Source organism: Microbacterium sp. 11MF (genome assembly GCF_000383475.1).
In the GTDB taxonomy this organism is placed as follows: domain Bacteria; phylum Actinomycetota; class Actinomycetes; order Actinomycetales; family Microbacteriaceae; genus Microbacterium; species Microbacterium aquilitoris.
Genome location: NZ_KB911460.1, coordinates 316,274 through 329,873, shown reverse-complemented (window position 1 = coordinate 329,873; position 13,600 = coordinate 316,274). Strand labels below are relative to the sequence as shown.

11 protein-coding genes are annotated in these 13,600 nt (G+C 71.4%); 3 read left to right on the top strand and 8 right to left on the bottom strand.

Features of this window, described 5'->3' with window-relative positions; genetic code table 11:
• Positions 1–140: 140 nt before the first annotated feature.
• Together H286_RS0108550 and H286_RS0108545 are read right to left on the bottom strand one after the other, a co-directional pair.
• Positions 141–869 (bottom strand): hypothetical protein, encoded by a 729-nt coding sequence (locus H286_RS0108550; RefSeq protein WP_231370922.1) that lies wholly within the window; start codon positions 867–869, stop codon positions 141–143.
• A 46-nt stretch (positions 870–915) separates the two neighbouring features.
• A complete protein-coding gene (locus H286_RS0108545; RefSeq protein WP_018185717.1) occupies positions 916–1,428 on the bottom strand; it encodes an amino-acid N-acetyltransferase in 513 nt (170 codons plus the stop codon).
• Between the two features lie 86 nt (positions 1,429–1,514).
• Here H286_RS0108545 and H286_RS0108540 point away from each other — a divergent pair, with 86 nt between their 5' ends.
• Both H286_RS0108540 and H286_RS0108535 read left to right on the top strand, forming a co-directional pair.
• Complete coding sequence (locus H286_RS0108540) at positions 1,515–4,025, top strand: circularly permuted type 2 ATP-grasp protein (RefSeq protein WP_028497452.1); 2,511 nt, start codon at positions 1,515–1,517, stop codon at positions 4,023–4,025.
• Positions 4,022–4,903 (top strand): transglutaminase family protein, encoded by an 882-nt coding sequence (locus tag H286_RS0108535; protein ID WP_020097810.1) that lies wholly within the window; start codon positions 4,022–4,024, stop codon positions 4,901–4,903. The genes H286_RS0108540 and H286_RS0108535 overlap by 4 nt, the downstream gene beginning before the upstream one ends.
• Before the next feature lie 303 nt (positions 4,904–5,206).
• On the opposite strand, the gene H286_RS0108530 is transcribed toward H286_RS0108535, so the two are convergent.
• The 6 genes from H286_RS0108530 to H286_RS0108505 all read right to left on the bottom strand — a co-directional run bounded on the left by H286_RS0108530 (position 5,207) and on the right by H286_RS0108505 (position 11,832).
• Positions 5,207–6,709 (bottom strand): hypothetical protein, encoded by a 1,503-nt coding sequence (locus H286_RS0108530; protein WP_020097809.1) that lies wholly within the window; start codon positions 6,707–6,709, stop codon positions 5,207–5,209.
• Positions 6,710–6,870: 161 nt separating this feature from the next.
• Entirely contained in the window at positions 6,871–7,584 is a 714-nt protein-coding gene (locus H286_RS0108525) for a FadR/GntR family transcriptional regulator (RefSeq protein WP_020097808.1), read from the bottom strand.
• On the bottom strand, positions 7,581–8,354 hold the full coding sequence (locus H286_RS0108520) for a 3-oxoacyl-ACP reductase (RefSeq protein WP_020097807.1): 774 nt from the start codon (positions 8,352–8,354) through the stop codon (positions 7,581–7,583). The genes H286_RS0108525 and H286_RS0108520 overlap by 4 nt, the downstream gene beginning before the upstream one ends.
• Before the next feature lie 19 nt (positions 8,355–8,373).
• Positions 8,374–9,729 carry an aldehyde dehydrogenase family protein gene (locus H286_RS0108515; protein WP_020097806.1) on the bottom strand — a complete coding sequence of 452 codons (1,356 nt, stop codon included), beginning with the start codon at positions 9,727–9,729 and terminating at the stop codon, positions 8,374–8,376.
• Positions 9,726–10,496: a gamma-glutamyl-gamma-aminobutyrate hydrolase family protein gene (locus H286_RS0108510; protein ID WP_020097805.1), complete on the bottom strand. Its 771-nt coding sequence runs from the start codon at positions 10,494–10,496 to the stop codon at positions 9,726–9,728. Before H286_RS0108510 ends, H286_RS0108515 begins: the two co-directional genes overlap by 4 nt.
• On the bottom strand, positions 10,477–11,832 hold the full coding sequence (locus H286_RS0108505; protein ID WP_020097804.1) for a glutamine synthetase family protein: 1,356 nt from the start codon (positions 11,830–11,832) through the stop codon (positions 10,477–10,479). The genes H286_RS0108510 and H286_RS0108505 overlap by 20 nt, the downstream gene beginning before the upstream one ends.
• A gap of 171 nt (positions 11,833–12,003) precedes the next feature.
• Between H286_RS0108505 and H286_RS0108500 the strand changes: the two genes are divergently transcribed.
• Positions 12,004–13,548 (top strand): amino acid permease, encoded by a 1,545-nt coding sequence (locus H286_RS0108500; protein ID WP_020097803.1) that lies wholly within the window; start codon positions 12,004–12,006, stop codon positions 13,546–13,548.
• Positions 13,549–13,600: the final 52 nt, after the last annotated feature.

The following is a 13,600-nucleotide window of genomic DNA, read 5'->3' as shown; positions in this document are numbered from 1 at the left end:
GGGTAGCGGGACTCCGCTGCTGGGGACCAGTGGAGGAGAGCCGCCGTGAGCTGAACCCCAGGGTACGCACACTCGAGCATCGCGGGACAGCCCATCTCTCATGAGAAATTTCTCAGAAAACGCTGTGCCGGAGCCCCTGCTCAGCGGAGGGTGAACGAGGCCGGCTCGGCGGAGCCGATCCCCCCGATCGTCACGGCCAGGTTGTACCAGCCGGGCAGGGCCTTCTGTCGGTCGCCGTCGCAGGTGTCGACGGCCGATCGTGTGCGGTCCCAGACGATCGGAGCCGAGCTCTTCACGGTCTTGCCCGCGTCGAGCTGCACGATCTGATCACTCGGCTCGGTCTGGCAGTCCGTCGACCGCCACCAGGTATCGGTGCCGCTGGTGATCTCGAACGTCTGAGCGGCCGTTCCCACGTTGATGAGACAGGGCTGGTCCGTGTCGTTGACGAGCGTGATCGAGAGCTTCGGCAGCTCACCCGTGCCGTAGGACGTCTTGTCGGTGGTGGCGGTGACCGTCACATCGCCGGTCGTGCAGGCGGGCACGTCACTCGCACTCCCGCCGTCGTCGTCACCGGGCGCACCGGTGTCGCCATCCGCCGACGAGGTGACGCGCGGGCTCGGCGTACCCGACGGTGCGGGGGTGACACCCGTCGCCGCCGGCAGCGGCGCGTCGGACGACGCGGTCGGGCCGGCGGATGCCGCCCCTACGCCGGAGGGCCGCGATGCGGCATCCGTCATCGCCCGCCAGGGCTGACCCACGACGAGCGCGACGATGCCGCCGACGATGAGCACGGCGAGCAGCAGCACGGCGAGCCGACGTCGTCGGTACACGGCCGGCGACGGCCGACGACGAGGGGTCTGGCTGCTCACGCGTCCCAGGGTAAGCGCGGCCTCGGCGGTGGACCGTCCGGCGCGCCTACAACTGCTTGAGCATGCGGGTGTTGCCCAGGGTGTTGGGCTTCACGTGCGCGAGGTCGAGGAACTCGGCGACGCCCTCGTCGGCGCTGCGGAGCAGCTGCGAATAGACATCGGGGTCGACGACCTGTTCGCCGATCTCCGCGAACCCGCGGCGTGAGAAGAAGGGCACCTCGAAGGTGAGGCAGAACAGCCGGCTGAGACCGAGCGCCCGCGCGTTCTCCTCGAGCAGGTCGACGACGGCCCCGCCGACCCCGCGGTGCAGCCAGTCGTCGGCCACGATGAGCGTGCGGATCTCGCCGAGGTCCTCCCACATCACGTGGAGGGCGCCGCATCCCACGAGACGGTCGCCTGCCTCGGCGACGACGAACTCCTGGACGGTCTCGTAGAGGGTGACGCGCTCCTTGCCGAGCAGGATGCGCCGCTGAACCCACGGCTCGAGGAGCTCTTGGATGCGGGGGACGTCGGATGTCCGCGCGGGGCGGACGGTGAAGGTGGAGTCCGGTCCCGTCATGCGTCCCACTGTATTCGCGTGCGACCGGTCGCACGCGCGGATCGACCGGTCGCGTGCCCCTACGCTTGACCCAGGAAGGTGACCCCGTGAGTGTGCTCCGTGACTATGCCGCGGCCGTGTCGCAACCGACGCTGTCGCTCGCGTCGACAGCGCCACGCTACGACGAGGTCGTCGACGGCGACGGCGCACTGCGTCCCGCCTGGCAGGGGCTCGCCTCGCTCGCCCTGGGCCTCACCCGCGAAGAGCTCGAACGCGTCGACGGCGAGATCTCGCGGTTCCTCGCCGACGACGGCGTCTCGTACGCACGTGCGGGAGACGACCTGCGACCGTGGCAACTCGACCCGATGCCCTTCGTCCTGGATGCCGCGGGCTGGGCACGCCTCGACGTCGGCCTCGCGCAGCGCGCCGAGCTGCTGAACGCCCTCCTCGCCGACCTCTACGGGCCGCAGGTCGTGCTGCACGAGCGGATCGTGCCGGCCGCGGTCATCCTCGGTCACGCCGGGTTCCTCCGCGCGATGGCGCGCGCCGGCGACGAGAACCCGCCGCCCGACCTGCTGCTCTCGGCGACCGACCTCGGTCGCGACGCCGCCGGCGACTGGCACGTGCTCGCCGACCGCGTGCAGGCGCCGTCGGGCCTCGGGTACGCCGCCGAGAACCGGCGCGTGATCTCGCAGGTGCTGCCCGACCTGCTCGACGAGGGCACCCTGCACCGCATGGACCCCTACTTCGCCGCCCTCCGTGCCGCGCTGATCGCCGCGGCCCCCGAGGGGGCGAGCAGTCCCCGCATCGTCGTCCTCTCCCCCGGCCCGCTGTCCGAGACCGCGTTCGATCAGGCCTTCCTCGCCAACGCGCTCGGCTTCCCTCTCGTACAGGGCAGCGACCTCGTCGTCCGTGACGGCGCGGTGTGGATGAAGCCCGCCGGCTGGCCGCAGCGCGCCCCGCGCGAGCGCGTCGACGTCATCCTCCGACGGGTGGATGCCGAGTGGTGCGACCCGCTCGAACTCCGCTCGGGATCGCGGCTCGGCGTCGCGGGCCTCGCCGAAGCGGTGCGCCGCGGGCACGTGCGCGTCGTCAACGGACTCGGCGCCGGGGTACTCGAGAACCCCGCGCTCCTCCCCTACCTGCCCGCCGTCTGCGAACGGCTCCTCGGCGAGCAGCTGCGCCTGCCGTCCGTCCCCGCATGGTGGCTCGGCGACCCCGACGCCCGTGCCGACGCCCTCCCGCGCCTGACCGCCGGCGACCCGACGCTCGAACTGCGCCACATCGACGACCCCCGTCGCCGCCTCGACGCGGCCGACCCCGAGCTGCGCGCCCGCCTGGCGCGCGAGCCGCACCGGTTCGCCGCGGTCGAGCAGCTGGCCCTGTCGCAGGTCCCGGTGTGGGATGCCCGTGGCGCGGCATCCGCTCTGCCCGTCACCCTGCGGGGTTTCGCGATCCGCTTCGGGTCGACGTACCGTCCGCTCGTCGGCGGCCTGGCGACGGTGCGGACCGCACCCGAGTCGGCCCCCGTCACGAAGGACGTGTGGGTGTTGAAGTCGGACGAGGCGGAGGCCGACCAGGGGATCGTCGACGTGGCATCCCTGCCGACGACCAGAAGCGACCCGACCCTCGCGCCGCGCGCGCTGTCGGACCTGTTCTGGACGGGCCGCTACGCCGAGCGCGCCGAGGATCTCCTGCGTCTCGTGATCTCGACTCAGGCGGCGCTCGACCAGCCCGGCGCCCACCGGGCTGGCCAGGCGGGCGAGAGCGTGCGGGTGCTGCTCGCAGCGATACACACCCTCGCCGGCACGCGGGCGAGCGAACCCGAGGCGGAGTTCCGGTCGCTGCTGCTGGATGCCGCGCGTCCCGGATCGGCGGCGCACTCGATCGCGCGCCTCCGCGACGCCATGGAGGGGGTGCGCGATCAGCTCTCAGGCGACACCTGGCGCGTCTTCTCGAACATCGAGCGCGCGGTGCGCGCGCTCCGGACCGCGCCGCATCCGCACCGGACGGCGGAGTCCGCGGGACGGATGCTCGCCTCGATGCTGTCTCTCTACGGCGTGACGGCCAACATGATCCGCGACCCCGGCTGGCACATGATGGAGGCCGGTCGCTACCTGGAGCGCGGCCTGCAACTGACGACCCTGCTGTCGTCGGCGTTGTCGGCCAGTCGCAGTCCGCGAACCGACCGCGAAGTGCTCGAATCGCTGCTGCTGACGGCCGAGAGCGTCGTGACGCACCGCCGCCGCTACCGCGGTGCGATGCGAGCGGCCGATGTCGCCGAGCTGCTGCTGCTCGACCGCGGCAACCCTCGTTCGCTCGCGTTCTCGCTGCAGACCCTGCGCGGCCACCTGGCCGCCATGCCCGCCTCGACCGGCTCGTCGCGTGCGGAGCGTCTGCTTGACCAGCTCGAGACCGAGCTCGCCGAGATCGAGGTGCTCGAGATGACGGCGGTCGTCGGGGGACGCCGCGAGCGGCTCGTCGACGGGCTCGAGGGCGTCCGCGCTCAGCTGGAGCAGCTCTCGGACGCGATCGGCGACCTGCACTTCGAGGCCGGCCCGCCGGCGGTGTCGATGACCGAGCTGTCGCTCGTCGAGCTGATGGGTGCGCGCGCATGACCCGGTACCGCGTGTGGCATCGCACGGCGTACACCTACAGCGACGCCGTGCAGGACAGCATCGGCCAGTTCCACCTGCGCCCGCGCGACCTGCCGTGGCAGCGGATCGCCGGTTCCGAGGTGACGGTCGACCCCCTCCCGGGCGACATCTCCCCCCGCACCGACTGGTTCGGCAACTCGTCGACGTACTTCCACGTGACCGATCCGCACGAGGCGCTGACGATCGAGGCGTCGAGCGAAGTGACGGTCGCGGTGCCCGAGTACGACGCCGAGGCGCTCGCGCAGCCATGGGAGCTCGCGCGGCCGCTGCGGCATCCCGAACTCGACGGCGCCGTCGAGGCCACCGAGTATGCGCTCGAGTCCGCCCGGGTCGCGCACCACGAGGCAGCCCTCGCCTACGGGGCCGAGTCGCTGATACCGGGGAGGCCGATCGGTGAAGCCGCGACCGACCTGATGCAGCGGATCTTCCGCGACTTCGACTACGACAAGACCGCGACGACCGTGACGAGCACCGTGGGCGATGCGATGACGAAGCGGGCGGGCGTCTGCCAGGACTTCGCCCACGTCGCCCTCGCCTGCCTGCGCGGTCACGGCATCGCGGCGCGCTACGTCTCGGGGTACCTCGCGACGCAGCCGCCGCCCGGCAAAGAGCGCGTCTTCGGGGCGGATGCCTCGCACGCGTGGCTCGCGGTGTGGCTGCCCGGCACCGACCAGTGGCTCGCGATCGACCCGACGAACAATCAGTGGGCGAACGATCGGTACGTCACCGTCGCGTGGGGCCGCGACTACGGCGACGTCTCACCGGTGACGGGCATCATCTTCACCGAGGCGAAGACCTCGACCCTGCGCGTGCAGGTCGACGTCGCACCGCTCGACTAGCGCGCCGCGCGTTCGCCGATGCAATAGATCGGCCCCGACACCCCGCCCCCAGGCGAGGGGGTGCCGCGTGTCGCCCGCGATCTCGTGCATCCGCCATCGGGTCCCCGTCACCGCGGGCGACGCGCAGCCCCATGGCCGCGCGTTCGCCGATGCAATAGATCGGCCGCGACACCCCGCATCCCAGGCGAGGGGATGCCGCGTGTCGCCCGCGATCTATTGCATCCGTCACCGGGCGCACCAGGCACCCGCAGCCCCATCCGCCACCGGGCGCTCCGCGCGCACCGGGCACCGCCGACGCCGGGTTCAGTTGCGGGGGTCACCGAGCGGCAGCACGCGCGAGCCGAAGTCGAGGATCGTGTAGCGACCACAGCGGACGGGCGTCGCGTCGAACGTCGAGACACCGGCGAAGGGGACGGTCGCGGCATCCTGGATCAGGAACGTCACCGGTCCGCGACGTTCGGCGCGGTTGACGAGCCAGTCGTAGGGGCGCATCGTGTTGTCGACCTGCACCAGGCGCGACGGGTCGGTGAGGGCGAGTTTCGGCGCGCGCACGGTCCAGAACTGCCCCGCACCGGTGCGGCCGGATGCCTCGACCCAGCGGGTGACGCACGCGAGATCGGCGTCCGGGCGGCCCGCGGCGGCGACGGTCACAGGAACCGCGGCGACGGCGGCGATAGCGAGCACGCCGGCAAGACTCGCGCTCAGGGCGCGAGGGACCGACAGGACGGGTGGCGCCACCGCGAGCACCACCACCGGCAGGAACACCCACGGCTGCAGATAGCGATCGGCGTCGGTGCCGGCCACGACGACGAGGGCGGTCGCCGCGAGCGGCGCGACGACCGCGAGGACGCAGACGGCCGCGACGACGCCGTCACGCCGACGCCACGACCGCACCGCGACGACGACGCTCGCCGCGAACAGGGCGAGCACCACGGCGAGCCAGAGGAGTCCGTTCACGGAGACCACCGTGTCGCCGAGCACACCGGCGAGACGGGCGAGCGCGTCACCCGCCTGGTCGGGGCGCAGGTAGTTACCGCCGGCGGCGACGATGTTCGCGGCGAAGAACCCCCGCAGCAGGTACCCGACCGCCGCCGCGCCCGCGACCGCGAGCAGCGTCACGAAGGCGAGACGCGGCACGATCCTGCGACCGACAAGCAGGATGCCGACGGTCACCGCGACCGGTCCGACGCACCACACGACGAAGAGGGGATTCGTGAGGGTCGAGATCGCGACGACGCCCACCACGACGGGCACGACACGAACGGCCGGCGCGCCGTCCAGCAGCCGCCGGAACAGACCCACGGTGACAAGAGTGCCGACGACCGTCGCGGAGTAGTAGGTCGTCGTCGCCGTCAGCAGCGCGAGGTGGAACCCCGGCATCCCGTCGGGTCCTTCGAGGAGGACCAGCGCGACGAACGCTGCGAACGCCAGAACGCTCCCCGTCACGGGCCGCGAGCCCGGCCGGGAGCGCCCGGCGACCAGGCGGATCCCGCCGTACACGGCGAGGAGGTTGACCACGGCGTTGAGCGTGAGCGTCCCTGTCGTGCCGAGCCCCAGGAACGACAGCGCCGCGTAGACCGTGGTCTCGGGCAGGAAGAGCACGGGTGACAGCGCCCAGTCCTGCGAGTCCCCGCGCCGCAGCGAATCCGCCATGAGCGCGACGACGACCGAATCCCCATCGCGGTAGAGCAGCCACGAACTCGTCGAGGCGACGACGGCCACGGCGATGAGCGCGAGAGCCAGCGCCGCACCCCATCCGGCCGCCTCGGCGCCAGCCCGCTGCATCACCACACGCCGCTGCATCATCCCGGGCCGCATCATCACCGCTCAGCACACCAGATTCGCCGCGGCGGCACCAGTCGGACCGTGACGGATGCACGGCCGCCGGTGCAGGTGTGACCAGACGCGGCCCCGAACGCCACATCGCCCCCAGCGGCCGGACATCCGTCACCGTGCGGGCCGCGACCTCAGCCCAAGAACCCTCGCAGCAGCGCCTCCGACCCGGCGAGGTGCTCCAGCACGGCGGCCTCGGCCGCGTCCGCCCGCCCCGCCAGGATCGCCGCGACGATCCGCTCGTGCTGCGCGTCGGAATGCTCGATGTTGCGCGGCAGCAGCGGGAACGTGTCGAGCCAGGCGTTGATGCGCGCCCGGTTCTCGACGACCAGGGGCAGCAGCGACGGGATGCCGCTTGCCTCCGCGATGGCCAGGTGCAGCAGCGAGTCGAGCCGGCGGTACTCCCCCTCTGCGGCTCCGACGGTCGCGCGGTGATGCTGCTCGAGCGCGGAGCGGGCGGCATCCGTCAACGCTTGCGACGCAGCGGCGCGCGCGGCGCCCGCTTCGAGCACGCGGCGCAGGCCCAGGATGTCTTCGAGTTCGGCCGCGTCGACCGGGCCCGCGGGCACGGGGAGGGGATCGGCCACGAACGTGCCGCCGTACCGGCCGCGCCGCCGCTCGACGTACCCCGCGTCGGCGAGTTCACCGATCGCCTGCCGGACGGTGTCGCGGCTGACGCCGTACCGCTCGGCGAGGTCGCGCTCCGAGGGGAGCGACTCCCCCGGCGCGACCACGCCGAGCCGCACGGTCTGCACGAGCCGCGCGACGGTGTCTTCGAGCGCGTTGCCGCCGCGCACCGGCCGGTAGACGGTGCGGCCGAGATCGGGCGACGACGCGGCGCGGGTCACAGCGGCGTCACGTAGGCGTTGGTGATGCCGCCGTCGACGACGAACGCGTTCGCGGTGATGAACGAGGAGTCGTCCGAGGCGAGGAACGCGACGGCGGCCGCCATCTCCTCGGGTTCGGCGAAGCGGCCCATCGGCACGTGCACCAGGCGGCGCTGCGCACGCTCGGGGTCCTTCGCGAACAGCTCCTGCAGCAGGGGCGTGTTGACCGGTCCCGGGCAGAGCGCGTTGACGCGGATGCCCTGCCGGGCGAACTGCACGCCGAGCTCGCGGGTCATCGCGAGGACGCCGCCCTTCGACGCGGTGTACGAGATCTGCGACGTCGCCGAGCCCAGCAGCGCGACGAACGACGCCGTGTTGATGATCGAGCCCTTGCCCGCCGGCACCATGTGACGCAGCGCCGCGCGCGAGCAGAGGTAAACGCTCTTGAGGTTGACGTCCTGCACCTTGTCCCACGCGGGCAGCTCGGTCGTCTCGATCGAGTCGTCGTCTGCGGGCGAGATGCCGGCGTTGTTGAACGCGATGTCGACCGAGCCGAGGTCGGCGGCGACCCCGTCGAAGAGCGCGTCGACGGATGCCTGGTCTGCGACGTTGACCTGGCGGAAGACACCGCCCACCTCGTCGGCGGCCTTTTGGCCTGTCACGGGGTCGAGGTCGGCGATGACGACGCGGGCCCCCTCGGCGGCGAACCGGCGGGCGGTCGCGAGACCGATGCCGCTGGCACCGCCGGTGATGATGGCGACGCGGTCGCGCAGGCGCTGGGTGAGGTCCATTCGGGGAAGTCCTTCCGGGTCAGGAGGTGGCGTAGAAGACGTTCTTGGTCTGGGTGAAGTGCTCGGCCGCGTCGGGCCCGAGCTCGCGGCCGAGGCCCGAGGCCTTCATGCCGCCGAAGGGGGTCGAGTAGCGGACCGACGAGTGCGAGTTCACGGACAGCACTCCGCTCTGCACGCCTCGGGTCACGCGGATGCCGCGACCCAGGTCGCGCGTCCAGATCGAGCCCGCGAGCCCGTAGACGGTGTCGTTGGCGAGAGCGATCGCGTCGGACTCGTCGTCGAACGGCAGCACCGCGACGACGGGTCCGAAGACCTCCTCGGTCGCGATGCGATCGCCGCGGTCGGCGAGCACGACGGTCGGAGCGAACCAGAACCCGTCACCCTCGGGGGCGGCGCCGCGGAAGGCGACGTCGGCACCGTCGACGTACCCGGCGACGCGATCGCGCTGTGCGGCGGAGATGAGCGGGCCCATCTCGGTCGACTCGTCGTTCGGGTCACCGACGCGCCATGCGGCGACGGCGGGCTCGACGAGCTCGAGGAACCGGTCGAACACCGAGCGCTCGACGAGCAGGCGGCTGCGGGCGCAGCAGTCCTGCCCGGCGTTGTCGAAGACCGAGCCGGGGACGGCCGCGGCGGCCGCCTCGAGGTCGGCGTCGGCGAACACGATGTTGGCGCTCTTGCCGCCGAGCTCGAGCGTCACGGGCTTGAGCTGGCGCGCGCAGCCCGCGGCGACCTCGGTGCCGACGCGGGTCGAGCCGGTGAACACGACCTTGCGGACGTCGGGATGCGTCACGAACCGCTCCCCGACGACGGGACCGGCGCCGGGGACGACGGTGAAGACGCCGTCCGGCAGCCCCGCCTCGAGTGCCAAGTCGCCGAGGCGCATCGCGGTCAGCGGGGTCATCTCGGCGGGCTTCAGCACGACGGCGTTGCCGGCGGCGAGCGCGGGCGCGAAGCCCCACGCCGCGATCGTCATGGGGAAGTTCCACGGCACGATGATCCCGACGACCCCGTACGGCTCGTGGTAGGTCACGTCGAGCCCGCCGGCGACCGGGATCTGGCTTCCGATCAGGCGTTCCGGCGCACCGGCGTAGTAGTTGAGCACCTGCGCGACGTGCGAGGCCTCCCACCGGGCGGACGAGATCGGATGCCCCGCCTCGAGCACCTCGAGCTGGGCGAGCTCCTCGGCGTGGTCCTCGACGACGCGCGCGAAGTTCCGGATCGCATCGGCGCGGGCGACGGGGGCCAGCTCGGCCCACGCGCGCTGCGCGCGGACGGCGCGGGCGACCGCGGCATCCGTCTCCTCCACCGAGGCGAGCGCGACGTCGCGGACGGCGGCGCCGGTCGCGGGGTTGAGGACAGTGAAGGCGCTCATGCGTTGACTTCCCGGTGCGAGGCGGCGTAGGCGTCGGCGGCGGCGACCAGGCCGAGGAAGAGCCGCCGATCGGCGGAGTTCTCCTCGGGGTGCCACTGCACCGCGACGAGGTAGTCGTCGCCCGGTGTCTCGAACGCCTGCACGAGCCCGTCGTCGGTACGGGCGGTGACGACGAGCCCCTCGCCGAGGCGGTCGACGCCCTGGTGGTGGTAGCTGTGGACGCCGTAGGGACCGGCGCCGATGAGGCCCGCGAGTGTCGTGTCGGCATCCACCTCGACGGTGTTCTCGGCGAAGACCCCGCCGCCGATCTTGTAGCGCTCGGTCCCGAGGGCTTCGGGAAGGTGCTGATGCAGCGTGCCGCCGTAGGCGATGTTGATGAGTTGCAGTCCGCGGCAGATGCCGAAGACCGGGATGCCGCGCTCCCGCGCGCCGGCGAGCAGGGCGAGCTCCCACTCGTCGCGGTCGGCGCGGGCAGGGTCGGTGAGCGGATGCCGGGGCGCTCCGTACAGCTCGGGCTGCACGTCGAGTCCGCCGGTCAGGATGAGTCCGTCGAGTCCGTCGAGCACGACCGCCGCCGCGGCCTGGGCCGACGGCTGCGGCGGAAGCAGCACGGCGACGCCGCCCGAGGCGGTCACTGCGTCGAAGTACTGCTGCGGCAGGAAGCTCGCACGGACGTCCCACACCCCCTGCACCGCGCGCTCGAGGTAGGTGGTGAGTCCGATGACGGGGCGGCGACCGCCCGCGGGATCAGAGACGTTCGAAGCCACGGATGCGCTCCCAGTCGGTCACGGCGGCGTCGTAGGCGAGGACCTCGACTCGCGCCTGGTGCAGGTAGTGGGCCACGACCTCGTCGCCGAACGCGGCGCGGGCGATCTCGGAGGCCTCGAACAGGTCCGCCGCCTCCCGCAGCGTCGTCGGCAGGTGATCGACGTCGGAGTCGTAGGCGTTGCCGGTGAGCGGTGCGGGCAGCTCGAGCTCGTGCTCGATGCCGTGCAGACCGCCCGCGATGATCGCCGAGATGGCGAGGTAGGGGTTGACGTCGCCGCCCGGCACGCGGTTCTCGACTCGCAGCGACGGCCCCTTCCCGACGACCCGGAGCGCGCACGTGCGGTTGTCGACGCCCCACGCGATGCCCGTGGGGGCGAAGGAGCCCTTCGCGAAGCGCTTGTACGAGTTGATCGTCGGCGCGTAGAGCAGCGTGAACTCCTTCAGCGTCGCGAGGATGCCGGCGATCCAGTGCTCCATGAGCGGGCTGAACCCGTGCTCGCCGTCGCCCGCCATGACCGCTTCGCCGTCCTCGCCGCGGACCGACAGGTGGATGTGGCAGCTGTTGCCCTCGCGCTGATCGAACTTCGCCATGAAGGTCAGCGATTTGCCGTGGGCGTCGGCGATCTCCTTCGCCCCGTTCTTGTAGATCGTGTGCTGGTCGGCGGTCTCGAGCACCTCGGCGAAGCGGAACGCGATCTCCTGCTGCCCGTCGTGGCACTCGCCCTTCACGCCCTCGCAGTAGAGACCGGCACCCTCCATGCCACGGCGGATGTCGCGCAGCAGCGGCTCGAGACGGGTCGTGGCGAGCAGGTTGTAGTCGACGTTGTAGTCGGTGGATGCCTGCAGTCCGACGTAACGCTTGGCCCAGGCATCCCGGAACGAGTCGTCGAAGACGATGAACTCGAGTTCCGTACCCGAGTAGGCGACGAGACCGCGGTCGGCGAGCCGCTGACGCTGCGCGTTCAGGATGCCGCGGGGCGACTGGATGACCGCACCGCCGCGCACGTAGTCCAGATCCGCCATGACGAGCGCGGTCGCCGGCTGCCAGGGGATGCGGCGGAGCGTCGCCATGTCGGGGCGGAGCACGAGGTCGCCGTAGCCCTTGTCCCAGCCCGACATCTCGTAGCCGTCGATCGTGTTGACGTCGACGTCGACCGAGAGGAGGTAGTCGCAGACCTCGGCGCCGTGCCCGGCGACCTCGTCGAGCCAGAAGCGGCCCGCGACGCGCTTGCCGACGAGGCGTCCCTGCGCGTCGGGGAAGGCGACGATCACCGTGTCGATCTCGTCGGCAGCGATCGCATCGGCGAGTTCGCCCACCGTCAGGTTTCCGGGCATCCGTGGTCCTTCCGTCGTGCACTGTGCGGGATCGTCGTGGGGCTGTAACGAGAACGCTACATCCCAAAGGTAGACATGGCATACCAATAGACGCCACACTCTTCCGCAAGGCGTGAGCCAGCGCGCCGACCCGACGGCGCGCCTCGCGCCGACCCGCAGCCAGGAGGTCTCATGACGAATCCGAGCACCACTCCCCCCGCGACCGGCGGCGTGCGCTACGCCCGAGCCGAAGAGGGCTACTTCGAGAAACGCACCCTGAAGCGCTCCGCTGGAGTCTGGGGGCTCTGGGGCCTCGCCGTCGCCGCCGTCATCTCGGGCGACTTCTCGGGGTGGAACTTCGGCATCGACTTCGCCGGTTTCGGCGGCATGCTGATCGCCTTCGCCGTGCTCGTGCTCATGTACTACGGACTCACTTTCTCGATCGGCGAGATGGCCGCCGCGATGCCGCACACCGGCGGTGCCTACTCGTTCTCGCGTTCCGCGATGGGGCCGTGGGGAGGGCTCGCGACCGGTCTCGCGGAGACGATCGAGTACGTCGCGACCACTGCCGTCGTCGTCTACTTCTCCGGCTCGTACGCCGACAAGGCGCTGAACCTGCTCACCGGTGTGAGCCTGCCGCCGTGGTTGTGGTGGGTCATCCTCTACGCCCTCTTCATCGGGCTCAACGCCGCGGGCGCCGCGGTGTCGTTCGGCTTCGCGATCGTGGTCTCGATCATCTCGATCGGCATCATCGTCGTGTTCGGGGTGATGGCCGTCGCGTCCGGCGCGTTCAGCTGGGACTCCCTGTGGGACATGGCCCCCAACCCGGACGCGTTCGGCGCGTCCGTCTTCCTGCCCGAGGGAATCGGCGCGGTCCTGTTCGCGCTGCCCTTCGCCATGTGGTTCTTCCTGGGGATCGAAGAGCTTCCGCTGGCGGCTGAGGAATCGCACAACCCGGCCCGCGACATCCCTCGCGCCGGCCTCTGGGCGCGCGGCACCCTCATCGTGACGGGCCTCATCGTGCTCTTCATCAACACGGGCGTGCTCGGCGCGGAAGCGACCGGCCCGTCGACCGAGCCGTTGCTCGAAGGCTTCCAGGCGTTCCTGCCCGACCAGGCCGCCGCGATCCTGTCGCTACTCGCCCTCGTCGGCCTACTCGCGTCCCTGATGGGCATCATGTTCGCCTACGGACGCAACATGTACTCCCTCTCGCGGGCCGGGTACTACCCGCGCTGGCTGTCACTGACCGGCAAACGTCAGACCCCGTGGGTCGCGCTCACGTTCGGTGCCGCGCTCGGCTTCATCGCCCTCGTGATCCTGCAGGCCGCGGGCGGCGACACGAGCCCGGCCGGAGCGATCGTGCTGAACATCGCGGTGTGGGGCGCGGTGCTCGCGTACTTCCTGCAGATGGTGTCGTTCATCATCCTGCGGAAGAAGTTCCCGAACGCGGCGCGGCCCTACAAGAGCCCGTGGGGATTGTTCGGCGCCTACTCGGCCGCGATCATCGCCGCGATCGTGTTCGTCGGACTGCTGTTCAACGAGACGTTCCTCCTGGCGATCGTCGCGATCATCATCGTCTACGTCGTGATCTTCATCGGCTTCGCCGTCTACGGCCGCAAGCGCCTCATCCTCTCGCCCGAGGAGGAGTACGCGCTCTCGGGCGGCCTCCACGGCGACCCGCAGCGCGAGGGCTACGACGCCATGGAAAAGGACGTCTTCGGAGACACGCGCTCCTGACCGACCCGGACGGGCCGGGTGCTGCTGAGGGCGCACCCGGTCCGTTCGCACG

What these genes read in the sequence shown, in the direction of transcription:
- H286_RS0108530 (WP_020097809.1), bottom strand. Translation starts at nt 6,709, where the DNA reads ATGATGCAGCGGCGTGTGGTGATGCAGCGGGCTGGCGCCGAGGCGGCC.
- H286_RS0108515 (WP_020097806.1), bottom strand. Translation starts at nt 9,729, where the DNA reads ATGAGCGCCTTCACTGTCCTCAACCCCGCGACCGGCGCCGCCGTCCGC.
- H286_RS0108520 (WP_020097807.1), bottom strand. Translation starts at nt 8,354, where the DNA reads ATGGACCTCACCCAGCGCCTGCGCGACCGCGTCGCCATCATCACCGGC.
- H286_RS0108535 (WP_020097810.1), top strand. Translation starts at nt 4,022, where the DNA reads ATGACCCGGTACCGCGTGTGGCATCGCACGGCGTACACCTACAGCGAC.
- H286_RS0108545 (WP_018185717.1), bottom strand. Translation starts at nt 1,428, where the DNA reads ATGACGGGACCGGACTCCACCTTCACCGTCCGCCCCGCGCGGACATCC.
- H286_RS0108500 (WP_020097803.1), top strand. Translation starts at nt 12,004, where the DNA reads ATGACGAATCCGAGCACCACTCCCCCCGCGACCGGCGGCGTGCGCTAC.
- H286_RS0108505 (WP_020097804.1), bottom strand. Translation starts at nt 11,832, where the DNA reads ATGCCCGGAAACCTGACGGTGGGCGAACTCGCCGATGCGATCGCTGCC.